The sequence below is a fragment of the Sphingomonas sp. R86520 genome (assembly GCF_042466285.1).
Lineage (GTDB): Bacteria > Pseudomonadota > Alphaproteobacteria > Sphingomonadales > Sphingomonadaceae > Sphingomonas.
On record NZ_JAXHBZ010000001.1, the window covers coordinates 3,748,226 to 3,769,698 of the forward strand.

Sequence of the window (21,473 nt, forward strand, 5' to 3'; positions counted from 1 at the left end):
CGGAAGGGCGCGTTTAGTCGGGGTCTTCGGCGCTGTCCAGCCCCGTTTGCGAGATTGGCCGTCCGGGAATGCGATAGCCTTCCCCGAGCCACTGCAACAGATCGCGGTCGCGGTGGCGGCTCGAGCAGAACGGCTTGTATTCGGGCACCGCGGGCTGGTCGCAGATCGGGCATTTTACGGACATCATGCGCTCTCCAGTTCATGGACGACGCCAGTGCGCCGGGTAAGTTCCGCCACCCAATCGGGGCGTGCGATCAGCCGCGCATGAACGCCGGGCGGCAAGCTATGGCGCCGCGACGCGGTCGGCGGCGTACGCTCGAGCGTACGGAGCAGCGCACGGGTCGCGGCGCCGACGCGGTCGTTGCGAAGGATCTCGGGGATCGAGGCGCGGGGGCGGGGGCGCACGATCTGAAGGAAGCCGAAGCCGTTGACGGCAGTGCGCTCGAACGGCTGCGGCAGTGCGTCGTCGATCATCGCAGCCACCGCGATGCGCGGCGCCTTGCCGGACAATGTCGGGAAATCGATGCCGATCGAACCGCCGATGCCGTGACGGCGAATCGACAGCGCGACGGCGCGTGCCGCGGCGAGCGCCAGAGCCTCGAGCGGCGGCGCGCCATCGACGTCGAACAGCGTCATGGCAGGGGTCGGCGATAACCGCAGCGCACCGAGCGGAAAGACGATTTCCCCGCTCACCGCCTCGTCGAGCAGTTCGGACCACCCGGCCTGCTCCAGCGCGTCGGTCTCGTGCGGGCGGGGACTGCGCACGGGGATACCGGTCGCGACGAGGCGCTCGTACAGTGTCGGCGCCGGGCAGGGGGGCAAGTCGGTCGCAACCGCCTTGGCGAGCTTCGCGCGACCCGTTTCCGGGATAGCCTCGCGGACGATCTCGACGGTCAGGCTGGCGCCTTGCGTGATGCCGGCCGGAAGGTGGTTGACCAATGCCTCCACGCCATCGAACGCGACACGTCCACGCCGCCCGGCAAGCAGCTCGACGAGCCGGGCGCGCACCACCAGGCCGACCCTCGGCGTGCCATCGTCGAGCTCGATCGCGGCTTCGACGATCCGGTCGTCCTCGACCAGCGCGGCGCGTGACTCGCCTATGCCGGCTTCGTAAAGCCAGACGAGCCCGGCTTCAGGCAAGCGCGACGCCTGCGGTTTTCAGCAGCGCACGTGTTTCGAACAGGGGAAGTCCGACGACGCCCGAATGGCTGCCAGACAGAAAGCGCACGAACGCCTCGGCGCGCCCCTGGATCGCGTAGCCACCGGCCTTGCCCAGGCCCTCGCCGCACGCAAGATACGCGTCGATCTCGGCGAGCGAGAGCGGCTTGAATGCGACGATCGTGTCGGCGATCCGCGTTCGCACCTTGCCGTTCGCATCGATCACGCAGACCGCGGACAGGCAATGATGACGACGGCCGGAAAGCTTGCCGAGCAGGTCGCGCTGAACCTCGATGGTGTCGGCGGGCGGCAGGATGCGACTGCCGAGCGCGATCGTCGTGTCGCCGGCGAGTATGATCTCGCCCTCGGCGCGCGTGACGGCGCTCGCCTTCTCGACCGCGAGGCGGAGCGCGTAGGCGCGGGGCGGTTCGGCCTTGCGCGGGTTCTCGTCGATGTCGGGAGATTCCACGCGGGACGGCACAACGCCAAGCCGCGCGAGCAGGTCACGGCGGCGCGGCGAGGAAGAGGCTAGGACCAGCACAGGTGCCTCGTCATTGAAGCGGCAGGCGCACGAACGCCTGCCTCATGATGTAAAGCGGCGGGTGCCACGGCACCCACGGGCTTACTTGAAGCGGTAGGTGATGCGACCCTTGGTCAGGTCGTAAGGCGTCAGTTCGCACAGCACCTCGTCGCCGACCAGCACGCGGATGCGATTCTTGCGCATCTTGCCGGCGGTGTGACCGAGAATCTCATGGTCGTTTTCGAGCTGGACCCGGAACATCGCGTTGGGGAGCAATTCCACCACGCGGCCGCGCATCTCGAGCAGTTCTTCCTTGGCCAAATATAATCTCTGAATTGGGGGAATTTCGGGACGAGCGCCCTTACCGCAGGTTCGCGTAAAAGGGAAGCGCGGCCGAACCGCAGCCGTGCGCCCGATGCCCACGTCCACTTGAGATACCCGATGTCGGTCTTCTCGGTGCGAGAAACAAGGTCCGTGTCAGAACACGCTTTCCGGAAGGACGCTGCCTAGGGTCGGGGTCATACCGAACATCTTGATTATCGGCGATCACAGGCCTTCCTGCGCCTTACGAGCGGTTCACCCCTCTAGGCCGGATTATATTTTGCCAGGAACGCTCCCATCGCCTTCAGGAACTCCAGCCGGTCTTCGCCACGCGTGAAATGGTGATCGCCGAGCGGCTGTTCGATATACTCGTAAGGCTTGCCGGCCTGTTTCAGCGCTGCGGCGATCATCCGCGATTGCTTGACGGGAACGCGTTTGTCTTCCTTGCCGTGCAACAGCAGGATAGGAATCGAGAAGGTTTCCGCACCGAAGCGCGGCGAGACGCTGCGATAGTCCGGGGCCTGCTTCTTCAGCCAGTCGCTTCGAGTCTTTCCGTACAGGAACTTGCCGTCGTAGTTCTGCATCGCCTGCAAGTCGGAGACACCGGCGTAGGAAATCGCGCATCGATACTGGGCTGCCGCGCCGACGCCGTTGCGCTGCGCCGCGCGCATCGCCGCATAGCCACCATAGGAGGCGCCCGCCATGCACACCCGCTTCGGATCGGCGATACCCTGTTTGGCCAGATGCGTGACCGCGTCGTCGAGGTCGTCCTGCATCTTCAGGCCCCATTGGCCCTCGCCCAGCTTGGCGAACGCGGTACCGTAACCCGACGAGCCCCGGTAATTGGGCTGGACGACCGCGTAGCCGGTCTCTGCGAGATACTGCGCCCACCAGTCCCAGTCTTCGGAATCGCGGGCAAACGGCCCGCCGTGCGGCAACACGATCAGCGGCAGGTTCTTCGGACCATGGCCCCGCGGCAGCGTCAGCAGCGCTTCCACCTCGACGCCGTCGCGTGCCTTGTACCGGATGGTCGATACCGGCGACAGCGAACGTGCCTTCAGGACGTCGTTCTGCCAGGCGTAACGCTGCATCGTGCCATTGGCGAGGTCGTAGAAATAGAGCGCGCCGGGCTGCGACGGCGAACCTACCTGCACCAGGAACCGCGTCCGGCTCCTGTTCCAGGAGATGATCCGGGCGCGCCGCGCTCCGACCGCCTTGTCGATCGAGCCCTGGATTTCCTTCAATGCCGGGTTCAGCCACACGATATGGCCGAAGCGATCGGTGACGGTGATGCCATCGACGTCGTCGCCGGTCGCGTTCTCGACGACGCCGTCGACGTCGTAGCCATCCGCGCCATAGACCTTCTTGCCCAGTTTCAGATCGGGCAGCGACACCTCGAACACTTCGTCCCGGCCGTTCGAATCGTCCGTTGCGATCGCAGTGCCGTCGGCGCGGAATGTCAGGGGAATGACGATATCCTGGCTGCCGCGCGCCGACGCTATGACCTTGAAGGCGTCGCGATTGGTGCTGCGGTACAGCAGCGCGCTTTTCCGGCTGTCGTCATCGTAGCGATAGCCCATCCGGACGGTTCCGGCGCCGTCGGCATACCAGCTGAACACGTTGGCCTGGCTGCCGGCGACCGTCTTGGTCCGGCCGGTCGACAGATCGACTTCGGCGACCTGCGGGTACCATTGGCTTTCGCTTTCGATGCCGGTCTGGCGCGACAGCAGGATGCGCGGGGTGCCATCGCGGGCGACCCATAGGACATCGTCCGCGCGAACCCCGGAATGCGTCCAGTCGATCCGGTTGACCTTGGTCATGTCGGCTTTCACGCCCAACGTCCGCGTGATGTAGATTTCCTCGCCGTACAGCATGTCCTGCGAGCCGACGCCGACCGCCAGCCAGTCATCGCCGACCCAGCGCCACCAGTTGATGTCGACGCTCGCACCGACCCGGACCGCGCTGGCCTTCTTGTCTTCGAACAGCGGCGCGACCACCAGCACCTGCTGGCCGTTTATCGCCATCTTCGCTGCGATGCGTGTGCCATCGGGCGAGAGTTTCGGGTTTTCCATGCCGGGCAGCTTGGCAAACGTCTCGACGGCGACCGGTGCCGTTGTCGCTGGCGGGGCAGGCGCCTCGATCGTCGCAGCTTTAGGCGGTGCGGCCTGTGCGACAACGATCGCCGGTACTATTCCGCCAGCCAGCAGACACGAACGCCACCTCATCTATACTCTCCCCCCGTCGTCCCCCGACGACCGCTAGACCACGCTACCGCGTTCGGTCGCAGGAGCAAGTGCCAGCGAAGGCCGGGCGGTCGTGGCTCCGCGAGAGCCGATCGATTTTGGATGATTCGCGCCCGCCCTCCCGATCGTCGGGATCGGTCGGTGTTCCCGGACGGGCGCGATACAGTCAGCCCACTCCGCCACCCGCCAGCGCCGCGAGCAACAGCAACGCGACGATGTTGGTGATCTTGATCATCGGGTTCACCGCGGGGCCCGCCGTATCCTTGTAGGGATCGCCGACCGTGTCGCCAGTGATCGCAGCCTTGTGTGCCTCGGAGCCCTTGCCGCCGTGGTTGCCGTCCTCGATGTATTTCTTGGCATTGTCCCAGGCGCCGCCGCCGCTCGTCATCGAGATCGCGACGAACAGCCCGGAGACGATCACCCCCAGCAACATCGCGCCGAGCGAGGCGAAGCCGGCAGCCTGGCCCGCGACCGCGGTGATGATGAAATACACGGCGAGTGGCGACAGTACTGGCAGCAGCGAGGGCACGATCATCTCGCGGATCGCCGCCTTGGTGACGAGATCGACCGTCCGGGCGTAATCCGGGCGGCTGGTGCCGAGCATGATGCCGGGGTTGTTGCGGAATTGCTCGCGGACTTCCTCGACGACCGCGCCCGCTGCGCGACCCACCGCGGTCATCCCGAACGCCCCGAACAGATACGGGAGCAGCGCGCCGAGGAGGAGCCCGACGATGACGTACGGGTTGCTGAGACTGAAATCGACCGTGACATCGGGGAAGTACGTCGCAAGGTCGGTCGTGTACGCGCCGAACAGGACGAGGGCGGCGAGACCCGCCGAGCCGATCGCATAGCCCTTCGTCACGGCCTTGGTGGTGTTGCCGACCGCATCCAGCGCGTCGGTCCGCTGGCGGACGTCGTCAGGCAGGCCGGCCATCTCGGCGATGCCGCCCGCGTTGTCGGTGACGGGACCGTACGCGTCGAGCGCGACGACCATGCCGGCCTGGGCCAGCATCGCGGTGGCGGCGAACGCAATGCCGATGATCCCGGCGAGCTGGTACGCGACGATCACCGCGACGACGATCACCAGCGTCGGCAGCGCAGTGGATTCGAGACTGATCGCCAAGCCCTGGATGACGTTGGTGCCGTGACCGGTCTCCGACGCCTTGGCGATCGACTGGACCGGGCGGTGGTTGGTGCCGGTGTAATATTCGGTGATCCACACGATCAGCCCGGTGACGACAAGCCCGATCATCATCGACCAGAACAGGTCCATCCCGGTGAAGCTCTGTGTCAGTGACGGCGCGGCCTGCGTGGTCAGGTCGTCGGTGGTGGGATCGAGGAAGCCGGCACCGCCGATCACGCGGTGGAGGTCGCCCAGCACATATTTGGTGGCGAGGTAGATCGCCGGGATCGACAGGATCGTCGAGGTGAAGAAGCCCTTGTACAGCGCGCCCATGATGCTGCCGCTACCGAGCCGCACCATGTACGTGCCGATGATCGAGGTGACGATGCACACCCCGCCGACGAGCAGCGGGAGCGTCATCAGCCGCATCAGCTCGGCGCCGCTCGCCTGGATCAGCAGCGCGATCGAGATCATCGTGACGCCGAGCGTGACGACGTAGGTCTCGAACAGATCGGCGGCCATCCCTGCGCAATCGCCGACATTGTCGCCGACGTTGTCCGCAATGACGGCGGGGTTGCGGGGGTCGTCCTCGGGGATGCCCGCCTCGACCTTGCCGACGAGATCCGCGCCGACGTCCGCCGCCTTGGTGAAGATGCCGCCGCCCAATCGCGCGAAGATCGAGATCAGCGACGCGCCGAACGCGAGCGCGGTCAGCGCTTCGACGATGATCCGGTCGTTGGGGGCATGGCCTGCGGGGCCGGTGAGGTACCAGAAGAACGCGCTGATCGCGAGCAGGCCGAGACCCGCCACGAGCATGCCGGTGACCGCGCCCGATCGGAACGCCATCGTCAGGCCCGATTGCAGCGACGTCCGCGCGGCCTCGGCAGTGCGGACGTTGGCGCGGACCGAGATGTTCATGCCGACATAGCCGGCGACGCCCGACAGCAGCGCGCCGATGACGAAGCCGACCGTCGAGATATAGCCGAGCGTGAAGAGAAGGATCGCCGCGACGATCACGCCGACGATCGCGATCGTGGTGTATTGCCGCCCGAGATACGCTTTCGCGCCTTCCTGGATGGCGGCGGCGATGTCTTGCATCTTCTCGTTGCCGGGGGAGGCGGCAAGCACCTGTCGACTGGTGACGAAACCATACAGGACGGCGATCACGCCGCAGATCATGGCCAAATAGACGGTCGTCATACGGCGCTATCCCTCTTTTCAGGTCCTCTCCGGTCCCGGCTTTGCCGAGTCCCGATGTAAGGAACCTATCAGTGCAGGGGCATTGCGCAAGCTATCCGCGCGGACGGTGTTCGTAGCCGAGACTTGGCGGCAGCAGCACGGGTACGCCCGCGTCGTGCAAGGTAAGGCCTGAGCCGCTCGAGAACGCGCCGATGCGGGTGGCATCGGTGACGAACTCTGCGGGCGCGGCGAAGAGGAGTTGGTAGTCGTCTCCCGCCGTGGCTGCGGCGAGGCGGTCGCCTGAGAAGGCGCGATAGGCTTCGGAAAGGGGGATGCGCGTGAGGTCGACGCTGACGGCGAGGTTGCTGGCTAGCGCCATGCGGGACGCGTCGATCAGCAGGCCATCGGACACGTCCATCATCGCATGGACATGCGGGGCCAGGATGCGCCCGTCGGCGAGCCGCGGCTGCGGACGGCGATAGGCAGCGAGGAGCTCGGCCGGGCCTTGCTTTGCAAGCGCGATGGCCAGCCCTGCGCCCGCGTCGCCAATCGTGCCGGTGACGTAGAGCGCATCGCCTTCACGTGCGCCGCTACGGGCGGGCGCTGCGGCATCGCTCCCGAACGCGGTGACGGTCAGGACGCGAGGGGCGTTCGCGGGAAGCGTGACGGTGTCGCCGCCGATGATGCGCGTGTCGAATGTCGTCAGGACGTCCGCGAGCCCCTCGAGAAAGGCGCGGTCCCACGCGTCGTCGCCCAGCGGGTAGTTGAGGAGGATGCCCTCGGGCGTCGCGCCCTTGGCGGCGAGGTCGGAGAGGTTGGTCGCGACCAGCTTCCACGCGACGTCCTGCGCGGGATCGGTCGGGAGGAAATGGACGCCTTCGACAAGCGTGTCGGTGGTGACGACGAGCGGGCCGGCGTCGAGCAGCGCAGTGTCGTCATTGAGGCTACGCGCGGCAGGATGCAGCGGGAGTTCGCGTAAGGCCGCAATGAACTCGGCTTCGGTCATTCTTAGCTCCCTCTCCCCTCCGGGGAGAGGGCTGGGGTGAGGGGCTGTTCCAGGCGCCGCACTGCTTGGCAGCCCCTCACCCCGACCCTCTCCCCGAAGGGGAGAGGGAGGTTACGCCCGCACCTCTTTCGCGATGCCGTCGAGCAATCCATTCACGAAGCCCGACTCGCGCTTGTCGTAGAACGCGTGCGCCACGTCGACATACTCGCTGATCACGGCGGCAACCGGCACGTCCTGGCGCGCAAGCAGTTCATACGTGCCGACCCGGATGATCGCCTTCATCGGCTTGTCGAGGCGAGCGAGCGTCCAGCCCTTGGCCAGCTTGCCCTCGATCAGTACGTCGATCTCGCCGGCCCGCGCGTTCGCGCCGCTCACCAGGTCATCGAAGAAATCGACGTCGGCCTCGGCATATTCGACGTCTTCGATCGTCGCGCCGAGTCGGTGCTGGTGGAATTCGTTGAGCAGGACGGGCATCGCGGTGCCTTCCATCTCGTGCTGGTACGTGGCCTGGACGGCGGCGAGGCGCGCGGCGGCACGCGCCTTGGTGCGGGGGGCGGTTCGAGTCATAAGCGGTTGCCTGTAGGCGCGGGGGGCCTGTGTGTCAGCCCTTTGCGTTTCGAACGGAACGGCAAGAAGGTTTGTTCACGCGGAGGCGCGGAGGCGCGGAGATGTTGCGTGCGGCGCAGCCGCTTCGATCTCCTCATCCGCTAGTGATTGAAGGGCCGCTACGCGGCAAGGTCGACACCTCCGCGTCTCCGCGCCTCCGCGTGAACCAATCTAACTGTTGAGCCGCAGCCGCAAAGCCACTGATTTTGCATGTGCAGGCAGTCCCTCGGCGTTGGCGAGCGCGACCGTCGCCGGCCCGAGTTCGCGCAATGCCGCTTCGTCCAAAGCCAGGAAGCTGGTGCGCTTCATGAAGTCGAGCACCGACAGCCCGCTCGCAAACCGCGCCCGACGGCCCGTCGGGAGGACGTGGTTCGGACCAGCGACGTAATCGCCGATCGCCTCGGGTGTGTAGCGGCCGAGGAATACCGAGCCGGCGTGGCGGATGCGGTCGAAGAACGCTTGCGGGTCGGGGATGGCCAACTGGAGATGCTCGGCGGCGAGGCGGTCGACCAGCGGGATCGCCTCGTCGAGCGTATCGACCACGACGATCGCGCCGTTCGTCTCCCACGCGACACGCGCGACGGCTTCGGTGGCGAGGTCGCGCAACTGGCGGTCGACGGCGTCCGCGACCTTGTCGGCGAAGGCGGCATCGTCGGTGAACAGGATCGACTGCGTGGTCGTGTCGTGCTCGGCCTGGCTGAGCAGGTCGGCGGCGGTCCATTCGGGGTCGTTGAGCGTGTCCGCGACGACGACGATCTCGGAGGGGCCGGCGACCATGTCGATGCCGACGACGCCGTAGACCTGGCGCTTGGCCTCGGCGACCCAGGCATTGCCAGGGCCGGTGACGACGTCGACCGGCTCGATCCGGCCCGCGCCGTACGCAAGCGCGGCGACGGCCTGTGCGCCCCCGACGCGCCAGACTTCGTCGACGCCAGCGAGGTGCGCAGCGGCAAGGACGAGCGGGTTGATCTGGCCGTCCGGGGTCGGCGTGACCATCGCGAGCCGGCCGACACCGGCGACCTTGGCGGGGATCGCGTTCATCAGCAGCGACGAGGGATACGCGGCCCGCCCACCCGGAACGTAGATGCCGGCGGCGTCCACGGGCAGCCAGCGCGCGCCGAGCCTGACGCCTGCGGAGTCGACCGAGTCGCTGTCGAGCGGACGCTGTTTCTCGTGATACGCGCGGATGCGGGTCGCGGCGAGTTCCAGCGCGGTGCGCAGGTCTGGGTCGAGCGCGTCGAACGCCGCCTTGCAATCGGCGGCGTCGATCCGCCAGCCCGTGGCTTCCAGGTCGTGGCGATCATGCTTCCGCGTGAAGTCGCGCACCGCGGTTTCGCCGTCATGGCGGACGGCGGCGATGATCGCGGCAACGTCCTGCGTGACGCCAGCGTCGGACTCGCGACGGTCTTCGACCAGCGCGGTAAAGCGGGTCGCGAAGTCGGCGTCGGTGGTGTCGAGGCGGATCACATTCCCCTCCCGCTTGCGGGAGGGGTTAGGGGAGGGAATGACATAGCCGCGCACGGTACGATCGGGGCGGGCGTGCCCTCCCCCGACCCCTCCCGCAGGCGGGAGGGGAGCAGAAGGTTTGCGGTCATGCCGCCGTTTCCTTCTCGACCGCACGACGGAACGCCTCGACCAGTGGCACGACCCGGCTGCGCGTTTTCATCGCGGCGCGGTTCACGACCAACCGGCTCGTCACTTCCATGATCGTCTCGACCTCGACCAGTCCGTTCTCCAGCAACGTCCGCCCCGACGACACCAGATCGACGATGCGCGGCGCGAGGCCGAGCGTCGGCGCCAGTTCCATCGCGCCGTTGAGCTTCACGCATTCCGCCTGCACGCCGCGGGCCGCGAAATGCGCGGCCGTCACATGCGGGTATTTGGTCGCGACACGGACATGGCTCCACCCGCGCGGATCATCCTGCGCCGCCATCTCGGCAGGTTCGGCGACCGACAGCCGGCAGTGGCCGATGCCGAGGTCGACCGGCGCGTACAGTTCCGAATAGCCGAACTCCGCGATCACGTCCGACCCGACGATGCCGAGTTGCGCCGCGCCGTGCGCGACGAAGGTGGCGACGTCGAATGCGCGGACGCGGATCAGCGAGATCGCCGGATCGTTGGTCGCGAACCGCAACGCGCGCGAATTCTCGTCGGAGAACGCCGCTTCGGGATGCACTCCGGCGCGCGCGAGCAACGGCAGGGCCTCGGCGAGGATGCGTCCCTTGGGGACGGCGATAATGATCTGGGAGTCTGGCACGCGCCGGGCTTTACGGGGGGGGCTTGGCGGGTGCAACAACTGCGCATGGCAAATGAACCAGCGAACCGCGCGGCGTTCGACATCCAGGCGGGCTATTGCACCGTGATGGACGCGCCGATCACCGCGCGGGTCTGCACGGCGCTGGCCGAGGCGCTCGATCGCGACAGCGAGACGGGGCGGCGGGTGCTCGACTGGCCAGGCGAACCGGTGGCGGATGCGCTGGCGTTGCGGCTCATGGGCGGGTTGCACGCGCTCCACCGAAAGGGGGGCGACCCGGCACTCTCAGCCGTATTTTCGGGCGAAGAGACTGATCCGGCGAACGTTCTGACAACGGTGAAGGCGACGCTCGTCGCGCACGATGCGGCGCTGCTGCCGTGGCTCGACGGTCCGCCGCAGACCAACGAAGCGGGGCGATCGGCCGGGTTGATGACCGGATTGCTGCATCTGGCAAAGCGCTACGGGCCGAAGTTCGAGGTGCTGGAGATCGGATCGAGCGCCGGGCTGAACCTGTTGATCGACCGCTATCGCTTCGATCTTGGCGGCGTGATGGTCGGCCCCGTCGAGTCGCCGGTGACGATCCGACCCGAATGGCGGGGCGAGACGCCGCCCGCTGCGCCTGTCGCGATCGAGTCGACACGCGGTGTCGATATTCATCCGCTCGACCTGTCCGATCCGGCGGCGGGTAAGCGGCTGGAAGCGTATGTGTGGGTCGACGCGGCGGAGCGGCAGGCGCGACTTGCGACCGCGATCGCGATGGTGCGCGACGGCGGCGTCGATCTGACGACGGGCGATGCGGCGGACTGGGTCGAGGCGCGGCTCGCCGAACCGCAGTCGGCCGGGATGACGCGCGTGCTGATGCATTCGGTGGTGTGGCAATATCTGCCACCGGCGTCGCGCGAACGGATCCGGGTCGCGATGGATGCGGCGGGCGCTCGGGCAACGGCGGCGCGACCGCTCGGCTGGGTGATGATGGAGCCGAACCGCGATTTGCACCGGCATGAAGTCCGCATGCGTGGCTGGCCCGGCGAACGGGCGATGGAACTGGTGGCGCTGACTCACGCGCATGGTGCCTGGGTCGAGGGGCTCGCCGCCCCGTACGAGACACGCGACTACGTCATGCGGCGTGGGGCGTACGAGAAGGCGTGAGCCGGCCGGGATCGCTCCCGGCCGGCATGCCTGATCAGTAGAAGAAGCCGTTATTGACCTGCGCGACGCGGCCGTTGCGCGTGTCGACCAGGACGACGTCGCGGCCGTAGCGGACCCAGCGCTGATAGCCGTAGGCCGGGCGCGACAGGCGATACGTCTGATAGTCGTTGATCCAGTATTGGCGGCCATAATAGCTCGGCGCGAACTGGTAGCCGACATTTACCGGGCGATAGCTATAGCCGCGCGGGCCGACATAGGCGGGGCGACGATAGACGTTGCCGTGCGTGCGGCGATAGTCGCGCCAATCCTCGCGGCGTTCCTGGCGGTCTTCGCGCAGTTCCTGGCGCGCGTCGCGGATATCGCCGCGGTCGCCGCGCCGACGCGCGTCGTTCAGATCGCGCCGGCTCTCGCGGACTTCGCGGTTGTCGCGGCGGACTTCGCCGTAGCTCTGCGCGGTCGCGATCGTTGGGACCAGAGTGGCGGCAGCGACGGCCGCGAGGATGATCTTTCGCATGATGACTCTCCTGTGTTCGACGCCGCGCTTGGCGGCATGAGAGGAGTTTTGCGCCCGCGTCGCTGAACGATTTCAGAATGCGGTGGTCAGGATTTAGACAGGTGACCAGCTCGGTGCCGGACCCGGACGGACCCGGCCCCTCGACCCCCGGCCCCTCGACCCCCGGCCCCTCGACCCCGGCCTCTCGACCCCGAACCCCGCCCCCCGTCATCCCAGCGAAAGCTGGGATCTCAGCGTGGTGAGTGCCGGGGCCCAAACCGGGAGATCCCAGCTTTCGCTGGGATGACGGATTAGGGGAGCGTGCGCGTTAGGTGGTGTATCGCCGCTCAGACGCCCCAGCGGCGCAGTGCGGCGATCACCGCGTCGGGCTTTTGCCACGGCACGAAATGTCCGGCTTCGACCTTGTCGATCGTCAGGTCCGGCACATACGCGGCAAGGTCGAGCTGGCTCGGCAACAATGCCGTGTCCTGCATGCCCCAGATCACCAGCACGGGCATTTTCGTCGGTGGGAACGGCGCGTCGAGATACGCCGGGCGCGGCGGCGTCTCGTCCATGTCGGGCACCACGATGGCGCTCGCGCGGTACCAGTTAAGCATCGCGGTCATCGCGCCCGGCTGCGACCATTCGTCGAGATACGCGGCCTTGTCGGCGCCGGCGATCGTCCCCGTGATATGCTTGGCGAAGGTCGAGCCGAGGAATTTCTCCAGCCCCGCGCCGATCAGTCCCTGGTCGATCGAGGTGTCGCGGAAATGGCGGATATACTGGCTCGCCTTGCGCTGCGCGGGGTCGTCGAAGATCGTCCGCTGGAAGACGAGCGGGTGCGGCGCGTTGATGATGACGAGCTTCGAGATGCGGTCCGGATGCTGGAGCGCGGCCATCCACGCGATCGCGCCGCCCCAGTCGTGGCCGACCAGCGTGAAGGTCTTGATGCTGAGGTGATCGGCGAGCGCGATCAGGTCGGCGACGATCTTGTCCGGCGTGTAGTTCTCGACGCCCGTGGGTTTGGAAGACCGCGCGAAACCGCGCTGGTCGGGGGCGACGACATAGTGATCGCGGGCGAGATCGGGCGCGACGTGGCGCCAGGTCCGGTGCGATTCGGGAAAGCCGTGGAGGAGGATGACCGGCGGACTGGCCGGATCGCCGGTGATCGCGACGTCGAGGTCTACGCCCGTGGATAACGCGATGCGTTGCAGGTCAGTCATTGTTCCCCTCCCGCTTGCGGGAGGGGTTAGGGGAGGGCCTGCCCGTCGCGCTGCCCCTGGATCATGCCCTCCCCCGACCCCTCCCGCAAGCGGGAGGGGAGCAGAAGGCGTATCTCCCCTCCCGCTTGCGGGAGGGGTCGGGGGAGGGGCTGGCCTGCACGACGAACTTTACCGTGTCTCCCCAATCTTACGGATAGCTGACCGTCTTCGGGATCGCCGGAATCTCGATCCATTCCTTCTCGTCGCCGGGCACTTTCGGGAAGTTGCCGGCATTCCAGTCGCGTTTCGCCTGCTCGATACGATCACGGCTCGAGCTGACGAAGTTCCACCAGACGTGGCGCGGCGTCGTGAAGGCGTCGCCACCGCACAGCATCGCGCGGCCGCCAGTCGCCGAACGCAACGTCGCCGAAATGCCGGGGCGCAGCACGTACAACACCTGCGGTTCCAGCTTCACGCCCTCTAGCGTCGCCTCGCCCATCGCCAGATAGATCGCGCGCTCCTCGGCGGCGGCGTCGATCGGCACGCTCGCGCCCGGATCGAGCGCGATGTCCGCGTAGATCGTCCCCGAATAGGTCGTGGTCGGCGCGGTCTGGCCCCAGAGACTCCCCATGATGATCCGCGAGCGCGCGCCGTGCGCCTCGATCGTCGGCAGCTGCGCCTTGGTAACGTGCTCGAACGCCGGGTCGATCTCCTCGACCGCCTCGGGCATCGCCAGCCAGGTCTGGATGCCGGACAGGTTCGGCCCCTCGGCACGTTCGTCGCCGGGCGAGCGCTCGGAATGGACGATGCCGTGGCCTGCGGTCATCAAGTTGACCGCGCCTGGCTCGATCCGCGCCTGCGTGCCGAGCGAGTCGCGGTGATCGATCGCGCCATCGAACAAATAGGTGACGGTCGACAGGTTGATGTGCGGATGCGGGCGGACGTCGATGCCTTGCCCGACGCCGAGATGCGCTGGGCCCATCTGGTCGAAGAACAGGAACGGGCCGACCATCGTCCGTTCCTTGTTCGGCAGCGTGCGGTGGACCTTGAACCCGCCAAGATCGTGCGTGGAGGGCAGGATCGTCTGGAGGACGAAATCATCGAGCATCTTGGGACTCCGTCATGTCGAGCAATTCGACCAGGTCGGCAGGATAGATCACTTCATCATGGCCCGCGATGTCGTTTCGGGAAAACCAGCGGTGACCAACGAGCAGCTTCTGCTCCTGTTCGGTGAGCTTGCCGGCCGCGACCTCGCACGTATCCACGTCGATCCGGAAATAGCGTTCGTCGGCGGTCACCTCGATGCCTTCGAACGTGCGGAAGTCGACCACCCGCCGTGCAACCTCGGGGCCGCAGTCAATGTCGAGGCCAACTTCCTCCCATAATTCGCGACGCGCGGCGGCGGCATAGGTTTCGCCCGGATCGACCGCACCGCCAGGCGTACACCAGAGCGGCGGTCGATCGTCGGGGGTGAAGCGGAACATCAGCACGCGGGCCTGCGCATCGACGAGCAGAATGCGCGCGGCCGGCCTCGCGGCTCTCACGCCGCGTCGAGCTCGGGATAGTGGCGGAAGATTCCGTCGGTGTTAAAAGCAAGGCGGCGGTCGCTCTTCATATACGCCTTGATGCCGGGCAGCGCCGCGACCTGGTCGTGGATGCGGACCAGGTTCGGGTAATCGGGCTCCAGCGTCTTCATCCGCTGCGGGAACATGTATCGCAGCCCCTCGATGATCTGGAACAGCGACGTGTCGGCGTAGGTCCATTTGTGATCGATCAGCCAGTCGCCGGGATTGGCCTGCGCCGCATCCTCGAAATGGCCGAGGAACTTGGGGATACGCTCCGCGCGGAACTGCTTGGCGGCGCGCGCGGCTTCGGGCTTTTGGTCGTCGTAATAGTCCATCATGGCGACCGGGTGGTGGACGTTGTGAACCTCCGCGACCAGGTCCGCGATCGTCAGTTGCAGCTGGTTGAGCCACAGCCGGTCGGCCATCTTCGACGGCGCGAGATCGTGGCGCTCGCCGAGATACATCAGGATGTTGGCGACCTGCGCGATGACCAGGGCCCCGCTGTCCGATCCGGGGAGCTCGAGATAGGGCGGCGCGAACGGCGTGCGGCCGGTGCGGTCGTTGAGATCGGCCATCAGGCCGTCCTCGCCGGCGTCGCGGGCGCAATCCTCGTACGCGATCTCGGCACCCTCGAGCGCGAGTCGGACGAATTCGCCACGGCCCTGTATCGTCGGCCAGTACCAGAGTTTGTAAGCCATCAGCGCTCCCCAGGGGCGCGGGCCTTGATGGCGAGCGCGTGTATCTGCGTGCTCAACAGATCGGCCAGCGCTTGGTTCACGAGTCGCTGACGCGCGACACGATTAAGGCCTTCGAACGTCGGCGTTTCGACTTCGACTCGAAAATGCGTCTCGCCAGTGCCGTCGTCGCCCATATGGCCGGCATGGAGTCCACTCTCGTTGATGACGGTCAACTGCGTGGGGTCAAGCGCGGCGGTGAGGCGGGCGGTGATCTGGTCCTGTACGGAGCCGGTGGCGAGGTCTGTCATCGATCCTATATAGCCCGTTTTGAAAAGCGCGGGGAGCCGGTGGCGGACGAGGATCGAAAAGAGCGCAAGGAACGCCCCAGCCCGCGGTTTCACGGCCGCGTGGAAGGGACGGGGCGCGTCTGCATGTGGCGCGACTGCGAGGAACCCGGTGAGTTTCGTGCGCCGCCACTAGAGGGGCCTAGCGACGGCGGGCCGCCGCAGTTCCGCTGGTTCTGCCTGGAGCATGTCCGTGCATTCAATTCAGGGTATAACTTCTTCGACGGGATGACCGCGGACGAAATTCACTACGCCCAACGCCCGATGGCGGGCTGGGAACGCGAAACGCGCGCCTTCGCGCATGGCGGCGGCGACACCCCGCCGAAATGGGCGGATTTCGCGGACCCGATCGATGCGATCGGCGCAAGGTTCGGCGAGCGGATGGCAGCGGCGCGCAAGGATGGCCGGGTGCTGTCCGACGGCGAACGGCGCTCGCTGCGCGTGCTCGGGCTCGGCACGGACACCGACCGCACGGCCCTGCGCAAACGCTACAGCGAGCTCGTCCGGCGTTATCATCCCGACCGCAATGGCGGCGACCGTGCGCACGAGGCCGAACTGCAGAAGGTGATCGCCGCCTACCAGCATTTGAAGGGCGCAGCCGCGTTCGCCTGACGCCCAGGCATATCGCTCAGTTGGCGGGGGGCTGCATGGCCTTGGCCGCGGCCTCGACGTCCATCCACATCAGATCGATGCTGTGGCCATCGAGGTCCTCCAGCCGACGACCATACATGAAGCCGTAGTCCTGCGCGGCATCGGTATCCTCGCGGCCACCGGCGGCGATCGCGGTTGCGATCCGCGCGTCGATCTCGTCGCGGCTGTCTTCGGAAAGGCAGGTGAGCACTTCGGTCATCCCCCGCGCATCGACGATCGCCTTGCTGGTGAAGGTCCGAAAACGTTCGTGCGACAACAGCATGAAATGAATGGTGTCGCTGAACACCATGCACGACGTCGTCGCATCGCTGAACATCGCGTTCTTGGTCGCGCCGATCTGTTCGTAGAACGCCGTCGACGCCGCGATATCGGCAACCGGCAGGTTTACAAAAATCAACTTTGCCACAATCGGCTCCTCTCCAGGGCGAATCCTGTGGTCGAGGATGCGTCGGCGACGGCCGATCGTCCAGAGCGAAGGGAACCGTGCGCTCGCCGGGCAGTTCGTCACACTCTTCTCGCAGCCCGCAAAGGTCGCGGTTGAGTAACGCCCCTTGCTTGCACTAGAGCTATCGGGAACACGAGGCCAACATGACCGATATCCCGAATACCCAGCCCGACAGCCGCGAGACCACGATCCTCGACGCACCCGACCGCATGGTGAAAGTGCGCGAGATGTTCGGGATCGATTCCGACATGGAAGTGCCGGCCTTCTCCGAAGCCGACGAGCGCGTGCCCGATCTCGATCCGGCGTACGTCTTCGATGCCGACACGACGCTCGCCGTGCTGGCGGGGTTCGCGCATAACCGCCGCGTGATGGTCCAGGGCTATCACGGCACCGGCAAGTCGACGCATATCGAGCAGGTCGCGGCGCGCCTGAAATGGCCGTGCATCCGCATCAATCTCGACGCGCATATCAGCCGCATCGACCTGATCGGCCGCGACGCGATCGTGCTGAAGGACGGCCAGCAGATCACCGAGTTCCGCGAAGGCCTGCTGCCCTGGGCATTGCAGACCCCGACCGCGCTCGTGTTCGACGAGTACGACGCCGGCCGTCCGGACGTGATGTTCGTGATCCAGCGCGTGCTGGAGACCGAGGGCAAGCTGACCCTGCTCGACCAGAACCGCGTGATCCGCCCGAACCCATGGTTCCGCCTGTTCGCGACTGCCAACACGGTCGGCCTCGGCGATACGAGCGGACTGTATCACGGCACGCAACAGATCAACCAGGGCCAGATGGACCGCTGGAACATCGTCGTCACGCTCAACTATCTGCCTGCCAAGGTCGAGGCGCAGATCGTGCTCGCCAAGTCGGGCGAATACGACAAGCCCGACGGCAAGAAGGTCGTCGAGAACATGGTCCGCGTTGCCGACATGACCCGCAAGGGCTTCGTCAATGGCGACATCTCGACCGTGATGAGCCCGCGCACGGTGATCACCTGGGCGCAGAACGCGCTGATCTTCGGCGACGTCGGCTTCGCGTTCCGCTTGAGCTTCCTCAACAAGTGCGACGAGGCGGAGCGTTCGCTGGTGGCTGAATATTACCAGCGCGTGTTCGGCAAGGACCTGCCCGAGAGCGTGGTGGGCAAGGCGTAAGCCTTTGGCCAACGAAACCCCTCTCGATCGCTTCAAGGCGGTTCTTGCCGGCACGGCGCGTGCGATTTCGGAGGAGCCGGAGGTCGAACTCGCGTTCACCGCCGATGCGCCGACGCAGTCGGGCAAGCACATCAAGGTGCCGATGCCCGCGCGTGCCCTGCCGTTGGAGCAGGTCGCGGAGGCGCGTGGGTTCGCGGACGGATTCGCGCTCCGGTTGAAGCATCACGACATCGCGCTGCATAATCGTGCGGCGCCCGCCGAGGCCGTAGCGCGCGCGGTGTTCGATTCGGTCGAGACCGCTCGGGTCGAGGCGCTCGGTTCGCGCGGTTATGCGGGGATCACCGAGAACCTCGAACGCGCGCTCGACGTTCGCCTGCGCGCCGACCCGATCACGCGCGCGCGCAATCGCGATGAAGTGCCGTTGTCGACCGCGCTTGGCCTCATGGTGCGCGAGCGGCTGACCGGGCAGGAATCGCCGGCCATCGCCGCACCCGGCCTCGCGCTGGTGCGCGAATGGATCGAGAGCAAGACCGACCTCGACGCGCTGGCCTATGCGCTCGACGACCAGAAGGCGTTCCAGGGCCTTGCGCGGAAGATGCTGCAGGAACTCGAGTTGGTCGAGGGCGATCAGGTCCCCGAGGAGAGCGACGAGGGCGGCTCCGAGGACGAGGGTACCGACGAGCAGCAGCAGGACGAGGGCGACGAAGGCGACGACCAGGGCGAGGACGGCCAGGGCGAAGTCGAGGCGCGCGGCGAACAGTCCGAGCAGCAGAACGAGGAAAGCGACGGCCAGGAACAGAGCGACGAGTCGATGGACGACATCGACGGCGAGCCCGGCGACGACGGCGAGGAAGGCATGCAGCCGGTCCGCCCGAACCGTCCCTTTGCGGACATGGGCGGCGCGTTCGACTACAAGCCGTGGACGACGCAGTTCGACGAGGTGATCGCCGCCACCGAGCTGTGCGACGCCGACGAGCTCGCAAGGCTGCGTGGCTATCTCGACCAGCAGCTTGTGCACCTGCAGTCGACCGTGTCGAAGCTTGCCAACCGATTGCAACGACGGCTGATGGCGCAGCAGTCGCGATCGTGGGATTTCGACCAGGAGGAGGGCATCCTCGACGCGGCGCGGCTCGCGCGCGTGATCGTCAACCCGACGCTGTCACTGAGCTACAAGGCCGAGCGCGAAACCGATTTCCGCGACACCGTGGTGACGCTGCTGATCGACAATTCGGGCTCGATGCGCGGCCGTCCGATCTCGATCGCGGCGATCAGCGCGGACATCCTCGCCCGCACGCTGGAGCGGTGCGGCGTGAAAACCGAGATCCTCGGCTTCACGACGCGCGCCTGGAAGGGCGGGCAGAGCCGCGAGACGTGGCTGGCCGCCGGGCGTCCGCCGCAGCCGGGCCGGCTGAACGACATCCGCCACATCGTCTACAAACGTGCCGACGAGCCGTGGCGGCGTGCGCGCAACTCGCTCGGGCTGATGATGCGCGAGGGGTTGCTGAAGGAGAATATCGACGGCGAGGCGCTGATGTGGGCGCATGCGCGGCTGGTCGCGCGGCCCGAGGAGCGCCGCATCCTGATGGTGATCAGCGACGGCGCACCGGTCGACGATTCGACGCTTTCGGTGAATTCCGGCTCGTATCTGGAGCGTCATCTGCGCCAGGTGATCGGCTGGATCGAAAGCAAGTCGCCGGTCGAGCTGGTCGCGATCGGCATCGGCCACGACGTCACCCGCTATTACGCGCGTGCCGTGACGATCATGGACGTCGAGCAGCTCGGCGGCACGATCATCGAACAGCTCGCGTCGCTGTTCGATACCGAGTGATCGCCGCCCCGCCGGACGGGTTTCACGGACCGGTAAAGCGGTCGATCACGATTGCGGGCCACCAGACGTCGATCAGCCTGGAACCGGTGTTCTGGGCGGCAATCGAGGCCGCGTCGGTAGGCCTGGGTCTGCCGCTATCGGCATTGGTGGCGGAAATCGATGCCATCAGGATAACCGCCGACAACCCGCCCAACCTCGCCAGTGCCTTGCGAACGTGGCTTTTTACCGCCGGAAGATAACGCCACGGCGTTCCTGACCGGCGCACGGCGTTGCGAGCGAGCGCACGACACTGGTCCCGAGCGTTCGACGATCCGTCGGGACTGGCCGACGTGCGGTGCGGATGGACTTGAACCCGCCTGCCATGCCACGCTCCCGCGACAGGGAGTATGGTACGAATGAGCAAGCTGGCAGTGCGGCGGGCGTGGTTCCAGGTTCATAAATGGATCGGGCTCGTGCTGGCGATCCTGATCATCCCGCTGTCGCTCAGCGGCGCAGCGCTGGTGTGGCATGACGCGCTCGACCGGATCGTCGATCCGGCGCGCTATGCGGTCTCGGGCAAGATGGTGTTTAATCCCGATGCCTATCTCGTCGCGGCGCAGGCCGCGCTCAAGCACGGCGAGCGGATCGCTTCGCTGACGATGCCCGAGGATGGCGGGCCGGTAGTGGTCGCGGCCAGCGCTGGCACTGCCCCGGTACGGCCGGGACCTCCCCAGCGGACGATGGTGTATCTCGACCCGCCGACCGCGCGCGTGCTGGAGGTGTCGCCGTCGAACAGCGGGCTCGTCCGGTTCCTCCACGGGCTGCACGGGAGCCTGCAACTGCCCGGCGTCGGGCGCACGATCGTCGGCTGGATCGGTGTCGCGATGATGGTGTCCTGCTTCACCGGCCTGTGGCTGTGGTGGCCGACGATCGGCAGGTGGACGCGCGGCTTGCGGTTCCGGCGGCATCGCAACACCGACACGAACCTGCATCACCTGTTCGGCTTCTGGGTCGCGCTGCCGTTGTTCGTGCTGTCGCTGACCGGCGCATGGATCGCGTTCCCGCAGGTCTTCGGGCCGCGGCCGGCGGGGCGCGGCGTGCCCGATCGCATGGCGCTGGCCCGTGCGAAGCCACTCGCCAAACCGGCGCAACCGCTCGACGTGGCGATCGGCAAGGCGCGCGGCGTCGCCGGCGATGCGCCGCTGCGGAGCGTCGCGTGGCCGACCGATCTCAGCGCCGACTGGACCGTGACGTTCGAGGGCAAAGGTGCGCCGGTGAGCGTGAAGGTGGCGGACGATACCGGCGGCGCGACGGCGGCGCCCGCGCGGGTCCAGGGCGGTGTCGCGCGGTGGATGCGGCGAATCCATGACGGCACCGACATGGGCCCGTTGTGGCAGACGATCATCTTCCTCGGGGGAATATTGCCGGCAGTGCTGGCCGTGACCGGGGTAATCATGTGGTGGCGTGCGCGAGCGTGGAAGGCGCAACTGGCGGCGCGGCGGGCGGGCGTCGCCTAGTCCCTCGCCCCTCAGAGGAGAGGGAAGGAGGAGCCTCTTGGCGACGGGAGGGTGAGGGGAGTTGG

At 66.8% G+C, this 21,473-nt stretch carries 23 protein-coding genes; 6 read left to right on the forward strand and 17 right to left on the reverse strand.

Annotation, left to right across the window (positions count from 1 at the left end):
• Positions 1 to 13 precede the first annotated feature (13 nt).
• The 10 genes from SJY41_RS17305 to hisG form a co-directional block, all read right to left on the reverse strand.
• Positions 14 to 187, reverse strand: a complete 174-nt coding sequence (locus tag SJY41_RS17305) for a DNA gyrase inhibitor YacG (protein ID WP_380783452.1) — start codon at positions 185 to 187, stop codon at positions 14 to 16.
• A complete protein-coding gene (locus SJY41_RS17310; protein WP_380783453.1) occupies positions 184 to 1,140 on the reverse strand; it encodes a ribonuclease in 957 nt (318 codons plus the stop codon). The genes SJY41_RS17305 and SJY41_RS17310 overlap by 4 nt, the downstream gene beginning before the upstream one ends.
• Positions 1,133 to 1,699 carry a Maf family protein gene (locus SJY41_RS17315; RefSeq protein ID WP_380783454.1) on the reverse strand — a complete coding sequence of 189 codons (567 nt, stop codon included), beginning with the start codon at positions 1,697 to 1,699 and terminating at the stop codon, positions 1,133 to 1,135. The genes SJY41_RS17310 and SJY41_RS17315 overlap by 8 nt, the downstream gene beginning before the upstream one ends.
• 81 nt (positions 1,700 to 1,780) lie before the next feature.
• On the reverse strand, positions 1,781 to 1,999 hold the full coding sequence (gene infA, locus SJY41_RS17320; RefSeq protein WP_031441079.1) for a translation initiation factor IF-1: 219 nt from the start codon (positions 1,997 to 1,999) through the stop codon (positions 1,781 to 1,783).
• A 263-nt stretch (positions 2,000 to 2,262) separates the two neighbouring features.
• Positions 2,263 to 4,224 carry an alpha/beta hydrolase family protein gene (locus SJY41_RS17325; protein WP_380783455.1) on the reverse strand — a complete coding sequence of 654 codons (1,962 nt, stop codon included), beginning with the start codon at positions 4,222 to 4,224 and terminating at the stop codon, positions 2,263 to 2,265.
• Between the two features lie 184 nt (positions 4,225 to 4,408).
• On the reverse strand, positions 4,409 to 6,565 hold the full coding sequence (locus tag SJY41_RS17330; RefSeq protein ID WP_380783456.1) for a sodium-translocating pyrophosphatase: 2,157 nt from the start codon (positions 6,563 to 6,565) through the stop codon (positions 4,409 to 4,411).
• Between the two features lie 91 nt (positions 6,566 to 6,656).
• Positions 6,657 to 7,550, reverse strand: a complete 894-nt coding sequence (gene thiL / locus SJY41_RS17335) for a thiamine-phosphate kinase (protein WP_380783457.1) — start codon at positions 7,548 to 7,550, stop codon at positions 6,657 to 6,659.
• 111 nt (positions 7,551 to 7,661) lie between these two features.
• A complete protein-coding gene (gene nusB, locus SJY41_RS17340) occupies positions 7,662 to 8,117 on the reverse strand; it encodes a transcription antitermination factor NusB (RefSeq protein ID WP_120300706.1) in 456 nt (151 codons plus the stop codon).
• 210 nt (positions 8,118 to 8,327) lie between these two features.
• The gene (gene hisD, locus SJY41_RS17345; RefSeq protein ID WP_380783458.1) at positions 8,328 to 9,623 is read right to left on the reverse strand and encodes a histidinol dehydrogenase; all 1,296 of its coding nucleotides are present in this window, start codon (positions 9,621 to 9,623) and stop codon (positions 8,328 to 8,330) included.
• Between the two features lie 124 nt (positions 9,624 to 9,747).
• Positions 9,748 to 10,413: an ATP phosphoribosyltransferase gene (gene hisG / locus SJY41_RS17350; RefSeq protein WP_380783459.1), complete on the reverse strand. Its 666-nt coding sequence runs from the start codon at positions 10,411 to 10,413 to the stop codon at positions 9,748 to 9,750.
• Between the two features lie 45 nt (positions 10,414 to 10,458).
• Here hisG and SJY41_RS17355 point away from each other — a divergent pair, with 45 nt between their 5' ends.
• Entirely contained in the window at positions 10,459 to 11,559 is a 1,101-nt protein-coding gene (locus tag SJY41_RS17355) for a DUF2332 domain-containing protein (RefSeq protein WP_380783460.1), read from the forward strand.
• A 34-nt stretch (positions 11,560 to 11,593) separates the two neighbouring features.
• Here the strand turns inward: SJY41_RS17355 and SJY41_RS17360 are convergent, their stop codons facing one another.
• From SJY41_RS17360 to SJY41_RS17385, 6 genes are all read right to left on the reverse strand, one after another.
• Positions 11,594 to 12,073, reverse strand: a complete 480-nt coding sequence (locus SJY41_RS17360) for an RcnB family protein (protein WP_380783461.1) — start codon at positions 12,071 to 12,073, stop codon at positions 11,594 to 11,596.
• 326 nt (positions 12,074 to 12,399) lie between these two features.
• Positions 12,400 to 13,275 (reverse strand): alpha/beta fold hydrolase, encoded by an 876-nt coding sequence (locus SJY41_RS17365; RefSeq protein WP_380783462.1) that lies wholly within the window; start codon positions 13,273 to 13,275, stop codon positions 12,400 to 12,402.
• 187 nt (positions 13,276 to 13,462) lie between these two features.
• Positions 13,463 to 14,362, reverse strand: coding sequence for a pirin family protein (locus tag SJY41_RS17370; protein WP_380783463.1), 900 nt, complete (start codon positions 14,360 to 14,362; stop codon positions 13,463 to 13,465).
• Positions 14,352 to 14,798 carry an NUDIX hydrolase gene (locus SJY41_RS17375; protein ID WP_380783464.1) on the reverse strand — a complete coding sequence of 149 codons (447 nt, stop codon included), beginning with the start codon at positions 14,796 to 14,798 and terminating at the stop codon, positions 14,352 to 14,354. Before SJY41_RS17375 ends, SJY41_RS17370 begins: the two co-directional genes overlap by 11 nt.
• Positions 14,795 to 15,517 carry a glutathione S-transferase gene (locus tag SJY41_RS17380; protein ID WP_380783465.1) on the reverse strand — a complete coding sequence of 241 codons (723 nt, stop codon included), beginning with the start codon at positions 15,515 to 15,517 and terminating at the stop codon, positions 14,795 to 14,797. Before SJY41_RS17380 ends, SJY41_RS17375 begins: the two co-directional genes overlap by 4 nt.
• Entirely contained in the window at positions 15,517 to 15,804 is a 288-nt protein-coding gene (locus SJY41_RS17385; RefSeq protein ID WP_380783466.1) for a BolA family protein, read from the reverse strand. The genes SJY41_RS17380 and SJY41_RS17385 overlap by 1 nt, the downstream gene beginning before the upstream one ends.
• Before the next feature lie 123 nt (positions 15,805 to 15,927).
• On the opposite strand from SJY41_RS17385, the gene SJY41_RS17390 reads away from it, so the two are divergent.
• Positions 15,928 to 16,452 carry a J domain-containing protein gene (locus tag SJY41_RS17390; RefSeq protein ID WP_380783467.1) on the forward strand — a complete coding sequence of 175 codons (525 nt, stop codon included), beginning with the start codon at positions 15,928 to 15,930 and terminating at the stop codon, positions 16,450 to 16,452.
• Positions 16,453 to 16,468: 16 nt separating this feature from the next.
• Here the strand turns inward: SJY41_RS17390 and SJY41_RS17395 are convergent, their stop codons facing one another.
• The gene (locus tag SJY41_RS17395; RefSeq protein WP_380783468.1) at positions 16,469 to 16,897 is read right to left on the reverse strand and encodes a VOC family protein; all 429 of its coding nucleotides are present in this window, start codon (positions 16,895 to 16,897) and stop codon (positions 16,469 to 16,471) included.
• 182 nt (positions 16,898 to 17,079) lie between these two features.
• Here SJY41_RS17395 and cobS point away from each other — a divergent pair, with 182 nt between their 5' ends.
• The 4 genes from cobS (at position 17,080) to SJY41_RS17415 (ending at position 21,408) form a co-directional block, all read left to right on the forward strand.
• A complete protein-coding gene (gene cobS / locus SJY41_RS17400) occupies positions 17,080 to 18,084 on the forward strand; it encodes a cobaltochelatase subunit CobS (protein WP_380783469.1) in 1,005 nt (334 codons plus the stop codon).
• A 4-nt stretch (positions 18,085 to 18,088) separates the two neighbouring features.
• A complete protein-coding gene (cobT, locus tag SJY41_RS17405; protein ID WP_380783470.1) occupies positions 18,089 to 19,912 on the forward strand; it encodes a cobaltochelatase subunit CobT in 1,824 nt (607 codons plus the stop codon).
• On the forward strand, positions 19,909 to 20,151 hold the full coding sequence (locus SJY41_RS17410) for a ribbon-helix-helix domain-containing protein (RefSeq protein WP_380783471.1): 243 nt from the start codon (positions 19,909 to 19,911) through the stop codon (positions 20,149 to 20,151). Before cobT ends, SJY41_RS17410 begins: the two co-directional genes overlap by 4 nt.
• Before the next feature lie 156 nt (positions 20,152 to 20,307).
• Positions 20,308 to 21,408, forward strand: a complete 1,101-nt coding sequence (locus SJY41_RS17415) for a PepSY-associated TM helix domain-containing protein (protein WP_380783473.1) — start codon at positions 20,308 to 20,310, stop codon at positions 21,406 to 21,408.
• Positions 21,409 to 21,473 lie beyond the last annotated feature (65 nt).